At 42.0% G+C, this 15,331-nt stretch carries 11 protein-coding genes; 6 read left to right on the top strand and 5 right to left on the bottom strand.

Annotated features, from left to right (window positions below; all coding sequences use genetic code 11):
* The first annotated feature begins 8 nt into the window (after positions 1–8).
* The 4 genes from fadA (at position 9) to ACED29_RS15985 (ending at position 5,565) form a co-directional block, all read left to right on the top strand.
* Positions 9–1,172 carry an acetyl-CoA C-acyltransferase FadA gene (gene fadA, locus ACED29_RS16000; protein ID WP_124016560.1) on the top strand — a complete coding sequence of 388 codons (1,164 nt, stop codon included), beginning with the start codon at positions 9–11 and terminating at the stop codon, positions 1,170–1,172.
* A gap of 225 nt (positions 1,173–1,397) precedes the next feature.
* Positions 1,398–1,643, top strand: coding sequence for a sulfurtransferase TusA (gene tusA / locus ACED29_RS15995; RefSeq protein ID WP_124016561.1), 246 nt, complete (start codon positions 1,398–1,400; stop codon positions 1,641–1,643).
* Between the two features lie 2 nt (positions 1,644–1,645).
* Positions 1,646–2,089, top strand: coding sequence for an MOSC domain-containing protein (locus ACED29_RS15990; protein WP_182723693.1), 444 nt, complete (start codon positions 1,646–1,648; stop codon positions 2,087–2,089).
* Between the two features lie 293 nt (positions 2,090–2,382).
* Positions 2,383–5,565 carry an amidohydrolase family protein gene (locus ACED29_RS15985; protein WP_371698063.1) on the top strand — a complete coding sequence of 1,061 codons (3,183 nt, stop codon included), beginning with the start codon at positions 2,383–2,385 and terminating at the stop codon, positions 5,563–5,565.
* Between the two features lie 66 nt (positions 5,566–5,631).
* Here the strand turns inward: ACED29_RS15985 and ACED29_RS15980 are convergent, their stop codons facing one another.
* Positions 5,632–6,195 (bottom strand): DNA-3-methyladenine glycosylase I, encoded by a 564-nt coding sequence (locus ACED29_RS15980; protein ID WP_347690794.1) that lies wholly within the window; start codon positions 6,193–6,195, stop codon positions 5,632–5,634.
* A 112-nt stretch (positions 6,196–6,307) separates the two neighbouring features.
* Between ACED29_RS15980 and glyQ the strand changes: the two genes are divergently transcribed.
* Both glyQ and glyS read left to right on the top strand, forming a co-directional pair.
* Positions 6,308–7,213 (top strand): glycine--tRNA ligase subunit alpha, encoded by a 906-nt coding sequence (glyQ, locus tag ACED29_RS15975; RefSeq protein WP_124016565.1) that lies wholly within the window; start codon positions 6,308–6,310, stop codon positions 7,211–7,213.
* Between the two features lie 9 nt (positions 7,214–7,222).
* The gene (glyS, locus tag ACED29_RS15970) at positions 7,223–9,307 is read left to right on the top strand and encodes a glycine--tRNA ligase subunit beta (protein ID WP_371698062.1); all 2,085 of its coding nucleotides are present in this window, start codon (positions 7,223–7,225) and stop codon (positions 9,305–9,307) included.
* 145 nt (positions 9,308–9,452) lie between these two features.
* On the opposite strand, the gene ACED29_RS15965 is transcribed toward glyS, so the two are convergent.
* The 4 genes from ACED29_RS15965 to dnaN all read right to left on the bottom strand — a co-directional run bounded on the left by ACED29_RS15965 (position 9,453) and on the right by dnaN (position 15,316).
* A complete protein-coding gene (locus tag ACED29_RS15965) occupies positions 9,453–10,505 on the bottom strand; it encodes an HDOD domain-containing protein (RefSeq protein ID WP_371698061.1) in 1,053 nt (350 codons plus the stop codon).
* A gap of 101 nt (positions 10,506–10,606) precedes the next feature.
* Positions 10,607–13,024 carry a DNA topoisomerase (ATP-hydrolyzing) subunit B gene (gene gyrB, locus ACED29_RS15960; RefSeq protein WP_124016568.1) on the bottom strand — a complete coding sequence of 806 codons (2,418 nt, stop codon included), beginning with the start codon at positions 13,022–13,024 and terminating at the stop codon, positions 10,607–10,609.
* A 15-nt stretch (positions 13,025–13,039) separates the two neighbouring features.
* Positions 13,040–14,122, bottom strand: a complete 1,083-nt coding sequence (gene recF / locus ACED29_RS15955) for a DNA replication/repair protein RecF (RefSeq protein WP_124016569.1) — start codon at positions 14,120–14,122, stop codon at positions 13,040–13,042.
* Between the two features lie 93 nt (positions 14,123–14,215).
* Complete coding sequence (gene dnaN / locus ACED29_RS15950; protein WP_124016570.1) at positions 14,216–15,316, bottom strand: DNA polymerase III subunit beta; 1,101 nt, start codon at positions 15,314–15,316, stop codon at positions 14,216–14,218.
* Positions 15,317–15,331: the final 15 nt, after the last annotated feature.

Raw genomic sequence — 15,331 nt, 5'->3', positions numbered from 1 at the left:
ATTAAATCATGAAACAAGCTGTTATCGTAGACTGCATTCGTACCCCAATGGGCCGTTCAAAGGCAGGGGTATTTAGAAATGTACGTGCAGAGACTCTTTCTGCAGAATTAATGAAAGCATTACTAGTGCGTAACCCGCAACTAGACCCTAATGACATTGAAGATGTTATTTGGGGTTGTGTGCAGCAAACACTAGAGCAAGGTTTCAACATTGCTCGTAACGCATCATTATTGGCTGGTATCCCTAAAACAGCGGGTGCCGTTACCGTAAACCGTTTATGTGGTTCATCAATGGATGCTCTTCATCAAGCGGCTCGTGCCATCATGACCGGTCAAGGCGACACCTTTATTATTGGTGGTGTTGAACACATGGGTCACGTACCAATGAACCACGGGGTTGATTTTCACCCAGGTCTTGCAAACCGCGTAGCGAAAGCATCTGGCATGATGGGCTTAACCGCCGAAATGTTAGGTAAAATGCACGGCATTACTCGTGAACAACAAGATGCGTTTGCAGTACGTTCTCATCAACGCGCTCATGCTGCCACTATTGAAGGTCGTTTTGCCAAAGAGATTTGGGGCATTGAAGGCCACGACGTAAACGGCGCACTGATCAAAGTAATGACAGACGAAGTAATCCGTCCTGAAACAACACTTGAGTCACTTGCGGGTTTACGTCCAGCATTCGACCCTGTAAACGGTACCGTAACCGCGGGTACATCTTCTGCATTGTCAGACGGTGCTTCGGCGATGTTAGTGATGGAAGAATCTAAAGCTCGTGCATTAGGCTTAACCATTCGCGCACGTATTCGCTCAATGGCCGTTGCGGGTTGTGATGCAGCTATCATGGGTTATGGTCCTGTACCTGCAACCAAAAAAGCATTAGCTCGCGCTGGCTTATCTGTTGCCGATTTAGATCTTATCGAATTAAACGAAGCGTTTGCGGCACAGTCATTACCTTGTGTTAAAGATCTTGGCTTACAAGATGTTGTCGATGAAAAGATTAACCTTAACGGTGGCGCGATTGCATTAGGTCATCCACTAGGTTGTTCAGGTGCTCGTATATCAACGACTCTGATTAACTTAATGGAAGAAAAAGATGCAACGCTTGGTCTTGCCACTATGTGTATCGGTTTAGGTCAAGGCATCGCAACCGTATTCGAACGCGTATAAGGTTTAAAATCTCTAGCTGATCATTCATCAGCTGCAATGAAAACGAGCCAAATTGGCTCGTTTTTTTATTTTTAAATTTTTATGCTTTGGCTAATGTTCCACGTGAAACATGTTTTATGAAAAATAAAAAAAGATAAAACAACATAAATTAATAGCAAACTTGGCAAGCATAAATGACAAGAGTAACATTAGCGATAATTAGATAAGTAAAATAGATAGCACTCAATGAACGATATTTATACCCAGGCGCAACACCAGCTCGACGCTCTTGGTCTTCGCTGTCCAGAGCCAGTGATGATGATCCGTAAAACAGTACGTAAAATGGCTGACGGTGAAACATTACTTGTTATAGCGGATGACCCTGCCACTACACGAGACATACCCAGCTTTTGTGAATTTATGGATCACACATTAATTGCTAGCGATACCAGTAAAACGCCATATCACTATTTACTCAAAAAAGGACTTTAAAAATGACAATCACATTGGAAGCAATCGCATACAAAACAGCAAAACGCGGCGTGATGAAACCCGCTTTCTGTGCCAATGTGACTTTAGAGCGCGGTGTCGAGAATGACGTTTTTGGCCGACCAGGTAAACGCCAGGTGACAGTGATGTCAAAACAGCAATGGCAAAAAGCCTGCCAGCAAATTAATGTAGATTTAGATTGGTTAACTCGTCGAGCTAACTTATTGATCAGCGGCTATGAATTTAGCCCTGCGGATGTAGGTAAAACGATCTCAATTGGTACTGAGCTAAAACTACAAATCACTGGCGAAACCGATCCATGTAAAAAAATGCAACAAGCTCACTCAGGGCTTGAACAAGCATTAACACCTGACTGGCGTGGCGGAGTCACCTGCCGCGTGATCCAAGCTGGCTTAATACAAGCCGATGACTCAGTAAATATCGATTAGCAAAATCGATAAATCATTTTCATTTAAGCCTTTCATATTAAAATCTAACGCTATAGCACTCATTGTTTGTTAATCGATAACAAACATGCGTGTTATCGTCTGTCATTAATTGATACAGATTTGTTATACCCCTTATCGGTAATTTATGCGATAAAGGAACCATTCAAACCGACAAACGCAGTAAAGCCAAGTACTCTTCAGGTCATCTAATCATGCTAAATGAGATGACCTACACGAGTATTAAGCTTGATTAAATCCACTGAAAATAAAAACGACAACGGATAATCTACTCTATGTTGACTCAAAAACTCACCCCTCTTTACACCGCTATGGCACTTACTCTAGGTATTTCTAGCTTTGCCTATGCCGAAGATGACAAAGTAAAATGGCACGTAAATGCTCCTGAAAACGCGCCATTGAGTAAAATTGATATTAATGTTACCGAAGGGACATGGATGAACATCAATGTATCACCTGATGGTGAACACATTGTATTTGATCTATTAGGTGATATTTACCAAATACCGATAGCTGGAGGTGAAGCAAAACCACTGGCACAAGGTATCGCTTGGCAAATGCAGCCAGTATATAGCCCAGACGGTAAGTATATAGCTTTCACCTCTGATGAAGATGGTGGCGATAATATTTGGATAATGAATGCCGATGGCACTAATCCACATGCAATAACGACTGAAACCTTTCGTTTACTCAACAGCCCAGCCTGGAGTCCTGACTCACAGTATTTAGTAGCCAGAAAACACTTCACCGGCACTCGCAGCTTAGGAGCCGGTGAAGTGTGGATGTTTCACGTTGCTGGTGGCGAAGGGGTAAAACTAACTGAGCGTCCTAACGAGCAAAAAGATTTAGGTGAACCCGCCTATTCACCTGATGGCCGTTATATTTACTTTAGCCAAGATGCGACCCCAGGTAAAACCTTTCACTATTCTAAAGACTCGGTAAAAGGCATTTATAAGATCAAACGTTACGACACACAAACAGGCGATATTGAAGTATTGATTGAAGGTACTGGTGGTGCGATTAGACCAACACCAAGCCCTGACGGTAAAACCCTTGCTTACATCAAACGTGATGGATTCCAGTCAACGCTCTATTCTCTCGATTTAACCTCCGGTGAAGAAACCAAGCTGTATGACAAACTTGATCGTGATATGCAGGAAACATGGGCTATTCATGGTGTGTACCCAACTATGTCGTGGACCAAAGACAATAAGCACATCGTATTTTGGGCTAAAGGTAAAATCAATAAACTTGATGTCGACAGTAAACAAGTAATAGATATTCCATTCAGTGTTAACACTCAAAGAGATATTCAGCCATCAGTCCGCTTTACTCAAAACTTAGATAAAGATGAATTTGATGTAAAAATGCTGCGTATGGCACAAGTGTCACCAGATGGCGAAAAAGTAGTATTTGAAGCCTTAGGTAAAATTTGGATTCGTGATATTAAAGACGGTAAACATAAACGATTAACCCGTTTAGATGATGACATCAATGAGCTATTCCCACAGTGGTCACGTGACGGTAAAGACATCGTATTCACCACTTGGAATGATCAACAGCAAGGCACAGTCAGTGTTGTTAGCGCCAGAGGTGGTAAAGCTAAGGTGTTGACCAACGAGCCTGGCAAATATGTCGAACCAACCTTTTCACCTAATGGCGAATATATTGTTTATCGAAAAGCGCGCGGTGGCTACATGACACCACGAACTTGGTCACAAGAACCCGGTTTATATAAAGTCGATATCAAAGGAAAGCAAAGTACCAAACTAACAGCCAGTGGCCATCAACCACAATTCGGAGCTGACTCAGACCGTGTTTACTTTATGGATTCAGGGGAAACCCCAGAGTTTGCCTCTATCGGCATGAACGGTTTTGAAAAACGTACCCATTACACCAGCGACCATGCTACTGAGTTTCGTTTATCACCCAACGGTGAGCACTTAGCTTTTGCTGAACGCTTTAGAGTGTACGTCACTCCCTTTGCTAAACATGGTGAAACCATTGCGATTGGGCCTAAAGCAACCAACTTACCCATTACTCAACTAAGCGCCCGTGCAGGTGAAAGCATTAGCTGGAACGGTAAGAACAACCAACTGTATTGGACATTGGGCCCAGATTTATATCAAGCAGACGTAGACACTCAATATACAAAAGCGGAAACCAAGGTCGATCCTAAAATCACTGCAATTGGTTTTAAAGATAAAGCTGATGTTCCACGTGGAACAGTAGTATTTACCGGCGGCAAAGTGATTACGATGGAAAATGACCAAGTTATTGATAATGGTGTCGTTATCGTTAAAGACAATAAAATTGTTAGTGTTGGTGATGCTAATACAGTCATTCCTAAAAATGCCCAAATTATCGATATTAGTGGCAAAACCATCATGCCCGGCCTGTTTGATGCTCACGCTCATGGTGGCCAAGCAGATGATGAGATTATTCCACAACAAAACTGGGCCTTATATTCAGGTCTGTCACTTGGGGTAACAGCTATTCACGACCCATCAAATGACACAACCGAAATATTTGCCGCTTCAGAACAACAAAAAGCAGGCAAAATTGTTGGACCGCGTATTTTCTCTACGGGGACGATTTTATACGGAGCAAACTTACCTGGTTATACTTCGCATGTTGATTCACTTGATGATGCAAAGTTCCACTTAGAGCGTCTTAAAAAAGTCGGTGCATTTAGCGTAAAGAGTTACAACCAACCACGTCGTGATCAACGCCAACAAATTATTGCTGCTGCGCGAGAGCTCGAAATGATGGTAGTGCCTGAAGGTGGCAGTTTACTGCAGCACAATTTATCCATGATAGCCGATGGTCACACGACGGTAGAACATTCATTGCCAGCAGCATCAATTTACAATGATATTAAGCAATTCTGGAGCCAAACAGAAGTTCACTATACCCCGACGCTAGTGGTTGCATATGGTGGTATTTCTGGTGAGCATTACTGGTATGATAAAACCGACGTTTGGGCTCACCCTCGCCTAAGTATGTATGTGCCGCACGATATACTTGATGCCCGATCAATGCGAAGAACCACAGCACCGGACGAACATTACAACCACTTTAATGTTGCCCGCGTAGCCAATGAGTTAAACAACATCGGCGTTAAACCTAATATTGGTGCTCATGGTCAACGAGAAGGATTAGCAGCACATTGGGAAATGTGGATGTTTGCTCAAGGCGGCATGAGTAATATGGAAGTATTAAAAACCGCGACAATCAATCCGGCGACAACCTTTGGTATGGACCATCAACTGGGTTCTATCAAAGTGGGTAAATTGGCTGACTTAATTGTGATTGATGGCGATCCATTAGCCGATATAAGAACGACTGATAAAGTCACTTACACTATGGTTAATGGTAAGCTATTTAATTCAGAAACCATGAATCAACTAAATGGTGATAAACATAAACGTAAGCCGTTTTTCTTTGAAAAAATCTAACGATTAAGTTAAGCCAATAAAAAAGGTGTTCCACGTGGAACACCTTTTTTTATACTTTTAATAAAATCAATACTGACCATAACAATGACAATCTGTGGTGTGATCATTCACCATGCCCACGGCTTGCATAAATGCATAACAAATTGTCGGACCAACAAAATTAAAACCAAGCTTTTTTAACGCCTTAGACATAGCTTCAGATTCTGGTGTTTGTGCAGGAACCTGGCTTAATGAACTGAAGTTATTTTCTTTAGGTTTACCACCAACAAAACCCCATAAAAACTCAGAGAAATCATCACCCTGCTCTACAAATGCTAAATAAGCTTTAGCATTTCTGATGATCGAGTTTATTTTAAGACGATTGCGCACAATACCCGGTTCGAGCATTAACTCTGCCACTTTAACTTGATCGTACTGTGCAATAATACTCGGCTCAAAATTAGCAAACAGTAATTCGTAATTTTGTTGCTTTTTTAGAATGGTAATCCAAGACAATCCAGCTTGTTGGCCATCAAGACATAACTTAGCAAAAAGCTGTTTAGGATCAAATTCAGGTCGTCCCCAAACAGTATCATGATAATGCTGATATAAAGGGTCTTCACTTACCCAGCCACATCGGTTAACTTGCATGGTACGGTTCCATTAACGTTTTGAGTAGTACGTTAAAAAATAACCTACATCTACCTTGCTCTACAAGGTATAATCATCAACATTTTCTATTAATAGCCTGACAGTAGTAGACATGACGACGAAACATGACGTAAAGACATTTCAGGGGTTCATCCTAACCCTTCAGGAATATTGGGCGCAGCAAGGTTGCGCAATTGTTCAACCTCTAGATATGGAAGTTGGCGCTGGTACTTTCCACCCGCAGACGTTCTTACGTTCATTAGGCCCTGAGCCAATGAGCAGTGCATACGTGCAACCGTCTCGCCGTCCTACTGATGGACGCTATGGTGAAAACCCTAACCGCTTACAGCATTACTACCAATTTCAAGTGGTCCTCAAGCCATCACCAGATAATATTCAAGAGCTTTATTTAGGCTCACTTGAAGCTCTAGGCATCGATACTCAAATACATGATATTCGCTTTGTCGAAGACAATTGGGAATCACCAACATTGGGCGCATGGGGCTTAGGCTGGGAAGTTTGGCTCAATGGTATGGAAGTGACACAGTTTACTTACTTCCAACAAGTTGGCGGTATTGAATGTAGTCCTGTTACCGGCGAAATTACTTACGGTCTAGAACGTCTAGCAATGTACATTCAGGAAGTTGATAGTGTATATGATCTGGTGTGGACAGACGGACCTTTAGGCCGTGTGACCTATGGTGATATTTTTCACCAGAACGAAGTTGAGCAATCGACTTATAACTTCGAACACGCCGATGTCGATTTTATGTTCACCCTGTTCGATCAATGTGAAAAGATGTGCATGCACTTATTATCACTAGAAAAACCATTACCACTACCTGCTTACGAGCAAGTAATGAAAGCATCGCACGCTTTCAATTTACTTGATGCACGCCATGCAATTTCTGTCACCGAACGTCAGCGTTATATCCTTCGCGTTCGTACGATGGCAAAAGGTGTTGCAGAATCTTATTATCAAGCACGTGAAGCGCTTGGCTTCCCACTGTGTAAGTAGAGGTAACAGATGAATTTTGAAAACTTACTCATTGAAGTGGGCACCGAAGAATTACCGCCAAAGGCGCTACGCACATTAGCGGAATCTTTTTTAGCTAACTTTACCGATGAATTAACCAAAGCAGACCTGCCATTTGATTCTGCCGTTTGGTATGCAGCCCCACGACGCTTGGCCATTAACGTATTGGGATTAGCTTTAGCACAAGCCGATAAAGTCGTTGAAAAACGCGGTCCTGCGGTTAGCTCAGCATTTGATGCTGACGGTAACCCAACTAAAGCAGCACAAGGCTGGGCCCGTGGTAATGGCATTACGGTTGAGCAAGCAGAGCGTTTAACAACCGATAAAGGTGAATGGTTAGTTCACCAAGCTAAAGTGGTTGGTGTTGAAACCAAAAGCTTAATTGCTGACATGGCACAACGAGCTCTCGATAAATTACCTATCCCTAAACCAATGCGTTGGGGAAACAACAAAACTCAGTTTATTCGACCAGTTCACACTGTGACCATGCTATTAGGCAACGAGTTAGTTGCGGGTGAATTACTTGGTATTAAATCTGACCGCGTTATTCGTGGCCACCGATTTATGGGTAAAGCCAGCTTTGAGTTAGATCATGCCGACAACTATTTGGCCGCGCTAAAAGAGCAAGGTAAAGTACTAGCAGATTATGAATTACGTAAATCGCTAATCAAAGTTGATGCTGAAGCTGCAGCAGCTAAATTAGGTGGTATTGCCGATATTCAAGACGGCCTACTAGAAGAAGTCGCTTCATTGGTTGAATGGCCAATAGTGCTAACAGCTAGCTTTGAAGAAAAGTTTCTAAATGTGCCTTCAGAAGCCTTAGTTTACACCATGAAAGGTGATCAAAAGTACTTCCCGGTATTTGATAACAGCGGCAAGTTATTACCTAACTTTATCTTTGTCACCAACATAGAATCAAAAGATCCACAGCAGATTATTTCAGGTAACGAAAAAGTCGTTCGTCCACGTCTGGCTGATGCAGAGTTCTTCTTTAACACTGATAAAAAGCACACGCTTGAGTCTCGTATTGCCAGTTTAGATACGGTTGTATTCCAAAAGCAGCTGGGCACACTAAAAGCGCGCGTTGAACGTATTTCAGCGTTAGCAGGCTTTATTGCAACACAAATGAACGACAATGGCGTCAATACTAGTAGCCTAGATGCTAGCCGTGCAGGCTTATTGTCTAAAGCAGACCTTATGACCAACATGGTCATGGAGTTTACTGACACCCAAGGCACTATGGGCATGCATTACGCCCGCTTAGACGGCGAAACTGAAGCGGTAGCGCTAGCACTTGAAGAACAATATAAGCCTAAGTTCTCTGGTGATACAGTACCAACAGCAAATGTATCTTGCGCTGTTGCTTTAGCCGAAAAACTCGATACTTTAGTGGGTATTTTTGGTATTGGCCAAGCACCTAAAGGCGCGGCAGATCCATTTGCACTTCGTCGAGCTGCTATCGGTATTTTGCGAATTATTGTTGAACACAAGCTACCTTTGGATTTAGTAGAATTAATTGCTAAAGCACAAACATTGCATGCTGCAAACGTCACCAATGTTAATACCAGTGAGGATGTCCTAGAGTTCCTACTGGCACGTTTCCGAGCCTGGTATCAAGATAAAGGTATTCAAGTTGATGTTATTTTAGCCGTGCTTGCTCGTCGTCCGACTCGCCCAGCTGATTTTGACAGTCGCGTTAATGCAGTATCTCATTTCCGTGGTTTAGAAGCGTCTAGTGCGCTTGCTGCAGCCAATAAGCGTGTTTCTAATATCTTGGCTAAAGTTGAAGGTAAACTGCCTGAAACCATCAACCAAGCACTATTAAGCGAAACAGCAGAAAAAACCTTAGCGGCTAAACTTGCACAACTGCAACCACAGTTAGCTCCCTTGTTTGCCACAGGTGATTACCAACAAGCATTAACCTTATTAGCTGACTTACGTGAGAGCGTCGATCAGTTCTTTGAAGATGTGATGGTAATGGCAGATGATGAAGCATTGAAAAACAACCGTTTAGCTTTGTTAACTAATCTTCGTGAGCAGTTCTTACACGTTGCGGATATTTCATTACTGCAATAGTGTCAGTCGACTATCATTAACAAAAAAAGCGCCGAAAGGCGCTTTTTTATGGGCAATACAATGATAAAACTCAAATGATGATAAAAAGCATATCTTAATCAATCTACAACCGGATCACCAAAGACAGACTACTTTTAAAGAGTATCTAAAACTGCATCAGCTTTTGATGTAGCACAATAAACTCTTCTTCACTCAAGTCCACTTGGGCCAACAACAGCGCCAATGCTGCTTGAGGTAATTTATCAACCTGTTGCAACATCGAACACTCACTAATAATATTGGCTTTCCAAATGAGTAATGCCATCTCATCCACAGGTTTAATATTGCTATTCGCTAACAAAGTTAATGATGCTTCAAAGTGCTCTGGTAATTGCCAGTAACGAGCTAAAAGCGCACTCAGCGTTAATGACTTGGTGGTCATCACTTGCTTAAACAACGAAGAACTCGGCTGCTCTCCGGGCTCTGCTTGATAAAAAGCATCCACCAGCAGTTTAAAAATCGCAATTTTACCCACGTCATGTAACAAGCCTAATAAAAAAGCACGATCTCGTTGCTCAGAGCGAGCTAATTCGCTGGCTAAAAAAGCCACTTGCATAGAATGGCGCCAAATTTCTGCACCAAAGCGTCGAAAATAAATAGCTTTGATATCAATTAATTCTCGGGCTAAGCAAGTGGTAATAAACTGCCTTAACTGTTGTCGCCCCACCTGCACTAACGCTTGTTGAATGCTACTAACATCCGTATCTGCACGTTTAAATGCGGGTGAATTGCATAGTTTGAGTACTTCAACACATAATAAAGGGTCTTGCTCAATGAGCTTTATTAGCTCTTGGGTTTCAATACTGTCATCAGCAAGCTTCTTATCAAGTTCGAGTATTTTACTAGGAAGTTTTAATACATTTTCAGCAATAGACTCTGGTGAGCTAAGTGCTTGCTCAATTTTTTGCATTACGCTTCGTTCAAGATTATTGGCAATACCTGTGGTGGTTGATTGTTGGCTAGCAAACAATAAACTATAAAACAATGCCGACAAATCTAACTGCGACTCAGCTGCAAGTTTAGGTGTAATTTCAACAGCGGGTTGTGTCGATTGTTGTTGGATCTGCTGGCGTTTTTCAACTGATGTTTTGCCAGTAAATTTAACTTGTTCATTACGGTCACGAATATTGAATAATTTTTTAAAAAAACCAGTAACCACAATTAATAACCTTATGAGAAGTTGAATTAAATACTATATAACCATAGTAAAAAATACAAAAAAGGGTGCCCTATAGGCACCCTTTTTTTTTAAAAACGCGCTTATACGTCTAAGTTAGCTACATTGAGCGCATTAGTTTCAATAAACTCACGACGCGGCTCAACTTGATCACCCATTAAGCAGGTAAATAGCTGATCGGCAGCAACAGCATCTTCAATGGTGACACGTAACATACGACGTGATTCAGGATCCATTGTAGTTTCCCACAATTGCTCAGGGTTCATTTCACCCAATCCTTTATAACGTTGGATATACAGACCGCGTTTTGCTTCACTGATAGTCCAATCTAACGCTTCTAAGAAGCTTTCAACTTCCTTAACACGCTCGCCACGTTGTACATAGCCGCCTTCTTCAATCATACCGTCTAACGCAGCACCTAATTTAGCAATACGTTGGTAATCGGTTGAGGTGAAGAAGTCATAACCAAATAAATAATTAGTATCAATACCGTGTTTACGGATCGTCACACTAGGGGTATAAACCTTACGCTCAGGATCAAGCATCACATTAACGGTAAAGATAATTCCGCTGCTTTCTCGATCAATTAAGTCCGCGATAAAGGCATTACACCAAGTCGTCATCTTCGCTTCATCACTCAACACATCAGCTGTCACTTCAGGGTGATACAACATGCGGTCAAGTAACACTGCTGGGAAACGCTTTTCTAGACGCTTAATAATACGTTCAACTTCACGATACTGGGCGACTAAACGCTCTAATGGCTCACCAGACATTCCCAACGCACCTTGGCTTGGATAAATATTAGTGCCATCAAGTGCTTGAGTGGTTAAGTATTCCGTTAATGCTGGCTCATCTTTCAAATACTGTTCTTGCTTACCTTTTTTCACTTTAAACAGTGGTGGTTGCGCAATATAAATATAGCCACGTTGGATTAACTCAGGCATTTGACGGAAGAAGAAGGTCAACAGCAAGGTACGAATATGTGAGCCGTCGACGTCAGCATCGGTCATGATGATGATGTTGTGATAACGCGTTTTATCTGGATTATATTCGTCACGGCCGATACCACAACCTAATGCAGTAATAAGCGTTGCGACTTCTTGTGAAGATAACATCTTATCAAAACGCGCTTTTTCTACGTTTAAGATTTTACCTTTCAGCGGTAGAATGGCTTGGTTTTTACGGTTACGTCCCTGCTTGGCTGATCCGCCAGCAGAGTCCCCTTCCACGATATAGATTTCAGAAAGACCTGGATCTTTCTCTTGGCAGTCAGCCAGTTTGCCTGGCAAGCCACCTAAATCTAATGCACCTTTACGGCGAGTCATTTCACGAGCTTTACGCGCCGCTTCACGTGCACGAGCCGCATCTACAATTTTGCCAACAATTAATTTAGCATCTGCTGGATTTTCTAATAGGTAATCGTTTAACTGCTCACCCATGGTTTGTTCAACTGCACTTTTCACTTCACTTGATACAAGTTTGTCTTTAGTTTGTGAACTGAACTTAGGATCTGGCACTTTAACAGAAATAACCGCAGTTAAGCCTTCACGGGCATCATCACCAGTAGCACTGGTTTTACCTTTTTTGTTAAAACCTTCACGTTCCATGTAGTTATTCAGGTTACGTGTTAATGCACCACGGAAGCCCACTAAGTGAGTACCACCATCGCGCTGAGGAATATTGTTGGTAAAACAGAAGATGTTTTCTTGATAACCATCATTCCACTGCATGGCAACTTCGACAGTAATACCGTCATCACGCTCTTGTGAAAAATGGAATACATCTTTGTTTATTGGCGTTTTATTACGGTTTAAGTAATCTACGAAAGCACTAATACCACCTTCATACTTAAAGAACTCATCTTTGTTATCACGTTCGTCAACTAAACGAATACCCACGCCAGAGTTGAGGAAAGACAGTTCACGTACTCGTTTGGCTAAAATTTCGAAATGGAATTCAACGTCGGTAAACGTCTGACTACTTGGCCAAAAACGAAGTTCGGTACCGGTTTTAACTGCATCACCGATTTCTTTGATCGGCGCATCTGGTACCCCATGAGTATAAAACTGCTCATAGACTTTACCTGCACGACGAATGGTTAACTGTAGTTTTTCTGATAAGGCGTTAACGACCGACACACCCACGCCGTGAAGACCGCCAGAGACTTTGTAAGAGTTATCATCAAACTTACCACCAGCATGAAGTACGGTCATAATAACTTCAGCGGCAGAGATCCCCTCTTCCTCGTGGATTGACACAGGAATACCACGACCATCGTCTTTTACTGAGACTGAACCATCAGAATGAATGGTAATGGTGATATCGCTACAATGGCCGGCTAAAGCTTCATCGATAGAGTTATCAACCACTTCGAATACCATGTGATGAAGACCTGTGCCATCATCAGTATCACCAATGTACATACCAGGTCTCTTACGGACTGCATCAAGGCCTTTTAATACCTTGATACTCGAAGAATCGTAACTATTCTCTGACATATTTATCTCTCGTTGTTATTCAATAACCGTTACTCGCCCTTGTTCCACATGAAACATCCTGTTTGGAGGGCTAGATAACGAATCGACTATTGCTTGCGGATCGATCGCAGTGACAAAAATTTGTGCACCGGTTTCGGTTAACTGCTGAAGCAATAGCTGCCTATGCTGTGCATCCAACTCCGACGGTAAATCGTCGACTAGATAAATACTATTTTTATCTAGTTGTTGTTTGAGCAACTTTCCCTGTGCAATACGCAGTGCACAGACTAATAATTTTAATTGTCCACGGGACAACGCATCCTGCGCTGGTAAATTACCCACTCGCAAACGTAAGTCTGCTTTGTGGGGGCCGCTGCCCGTATTACCAGCGGCTAAATCTCTTGAGTATTGGTTTTCAAGTAATTGGGCAAAATCCGTTTTACTGTCCCATCCTCGGGTAAAAGAAACCTTAATATCAATATGAGGTAAAAACACCCCGATTATACCCTTTAGTAGCTCATTTAACGAGTCTACATATAGATTTCGTATATCGGTAACCTGTTCAGCATACCGCACCAACTCCTTATCCCAAAACTGTATTTGGCTGTAGGAAGATTGATTTCTAAGTAATTGATTGCGCTGCTTTAATACCTTTCGAGTATTCACCCAAGCTTGATAAAAATTCGGATCAGAATGAAATGCACCCCAATCGATAAATTGACGTCGAGCTTTAGGTCCCTCGAACAATAACGAAAAACTTTCTGGGGTGATGACTTGAATAGGCAAGGTTTCGGCTAAGGTCGATAAACGCTTAACCTTTTCACCATCAATTTTAACTTCTGTCTCACCACTTCGATAACGACGTAAACCTATTTTACAGTCTCGTTCAGCGTCTATTAAATGGGCAAACAAGGTGAGTTTATCGTCTTCATGGTTGATCACACGTTGCGATAAATGGCTACGAAATGAGCGGCCCATACCCAAAAAATAAATAGCTTCAAGAATACTGGTTTTGCCACTGCCATTTTGACCGTAAATCAAATTTAAGCCCTTACAAGGCTCCAATGATGCTGAGGTAATGTTACGAAATGAACTGATGGTAATACGCGATAAACTCATGAAAACCTATTTGTGATAACCGCTGTGATTAATCCAGTAAAGACAAATAAGGCGCCTTACAGCACCTTATATAACTTGTTAGACAATAATCCGTTATAGACGCATTGGCATCACCACATACATAGAATCTTCTTCTTTGTGGTTTTCAATCAAGGCACTCGAATTGCCATCAATTAGAGTAATACGAACTTCATCACTGGCTAAGTTATTTAAAACATCAAGTAGATAACTAACGTTAAAACCAATTTCTAGATTGTCAGAGTCATATTCAACATCAATGATCTCTTCAGCTTCTTCTTGCTCAGGATTATTAGCGGTAATTTTTAATAAACCAGATTCAAGCTGAATACGTACACCACGGAATTTTTCATTCGACAGAATAGAAGCACGGGTTAACGCTTGCTTTAATTGATTACGACTGGCAATGACCACTTTGTTGCCACCCTTAGGTAACACTCGGCGGTAATCAGGGAAACGTCCATCAACAAGTTTACTGGTAAACACAGCAGAACTGGTAACCGCTCGAATGGCATTATCACCAATAGCAATGGTGATGTCCTGATCGTCACTGTCGAGTAAGCGCGCCATTTCAACCACACCTTTACGCGGTACAATGACTTGCTTTTCAGGTAATGTCACCTCAAGGGTGCGATGGCTTAATGCTAAACGGTGTCCATCTGTAGCGATAGCACGTAATACATTACCTTCGGTCTCAAATAACAATCCATTGAGATAATAACGCACATCTTGGTTGGCCATAGAAAACTGAGTAGAGTCAATTATCGACTTCAACACACCTTGCTTTAAGCTAAATTCAATATCCGCTTGGAATGCTTCAACGTTGGGGTAATCTTCGGCAGGTAATGTTGCTAAGGAAAAACGGCTACGGCCTGAACGCAATAACCATTTATTATCTTGCTGTTCGACTTTTAATTCACTTTGCTCTGGCAATGACTTAACAATATCCAGCAGTTTTTTGGCAGGAACGGTCGTACGACCGACATCAATATCACCATGAATAGCCGCTTGGCCCACTAACTCAACTTCTAAATCAGTGCCCGTTAGCTTAAGTGAAGACTCACTAACTTCAACTAATAAGTTGGCTAAAATAGGTAAATTGTGTCTGCGTTCTACCGCGCCGCACACTAGCTGCAACGGCTTTAATAGGGCGTCCCTATCAATTGAAAATTTCATCGTGTCTAGATTCCC

It is taken from the genome of Shewanella sp. 5S214, assembly GCF_041439795.1.
Taxonomy (GTDB): domain Bacteria; phylum Pseudomonadota; class Gammaproteobacteria; order Enterobacterales; family Shewanellaceae; genus Shewanella; species Shewanella vesiculosa.
This window is presented reverse-complemented; position numbering and strand designations above follow the sequence as displayed.

What these genes read in the sequence shown, in the direction of transcription:
- dnaN (WP_124016570.1), bottom strand. Translation starts at nt 15,316, where the DNA reads ATGAAATTTTCAATTGATAGGGACGCCCTATTAAAGCCGTTGCAGCTA.
- glyS (WP_371698062.1), top strand. Translation starts at nt 7,223, where the DNA reads ATGAATTTTGAAAACTTACTCATTGAAGTGGGCACCGAAGAATTACCG.
- glyQ (WP_124016565.1), top strand. Translation starts at nt 6,308, where the DNA reads ATGACGACGAAACATGACGTAAAGACATTTCAGGGGTTCATCCTAACC.
- ACED29_RS15985 (WP_371698063.1), top strand. Translation starts at nt 2,383, where the DNA reads ATGTTGACTCAAAAACTCACCCCTCTTTACACCGCTATGGCACTTACT.
- gyrB (WP_124016568.1), bottom strand. Translation starts at nt 13,024, where the DNA reads ATGTCAGAGAATAGTTACGATTCTTCGAGTATCAAGGTATTAAAAGGC.
- recF (WP_124016569.1), bottom strand. Translation starts at nt 14,122, where the DNA reads ATGAGTTTATCGCGTATTACCATCAGTTCATTTCGTAACATTACCTCA.
- tusA (WP_124016561.1), top strand. Translation starts at nt 1,398, where the DNA reads ATGAACGATATTTATACCCAGGCGCAACACCAGCTCGACGCTCTTGGT.
- ACED29_RS15990 (WP_182723693.1), top strand. Translation starts at nt 1,646, where the DNA reads ATGACAATCACATTGGAAGCAATCGCATACAAAACAGCAAAACGCGGC.
- fadA (WP_124016560.1), top strand. Translation starts at nt 9, where the DNA reads ATGAAACAAGCTGTTATCGTAGACTGCATTCGTACCCCAATGGGCCGT.
- ACED29_RS15980 (WP_347690794.1), bottom strand. Translation starts at nt 6,195, where the DNA reads ATGCAAGTTAACCGATGTGGCTGGGTAAGTGAAGACCCTTTATATCAG.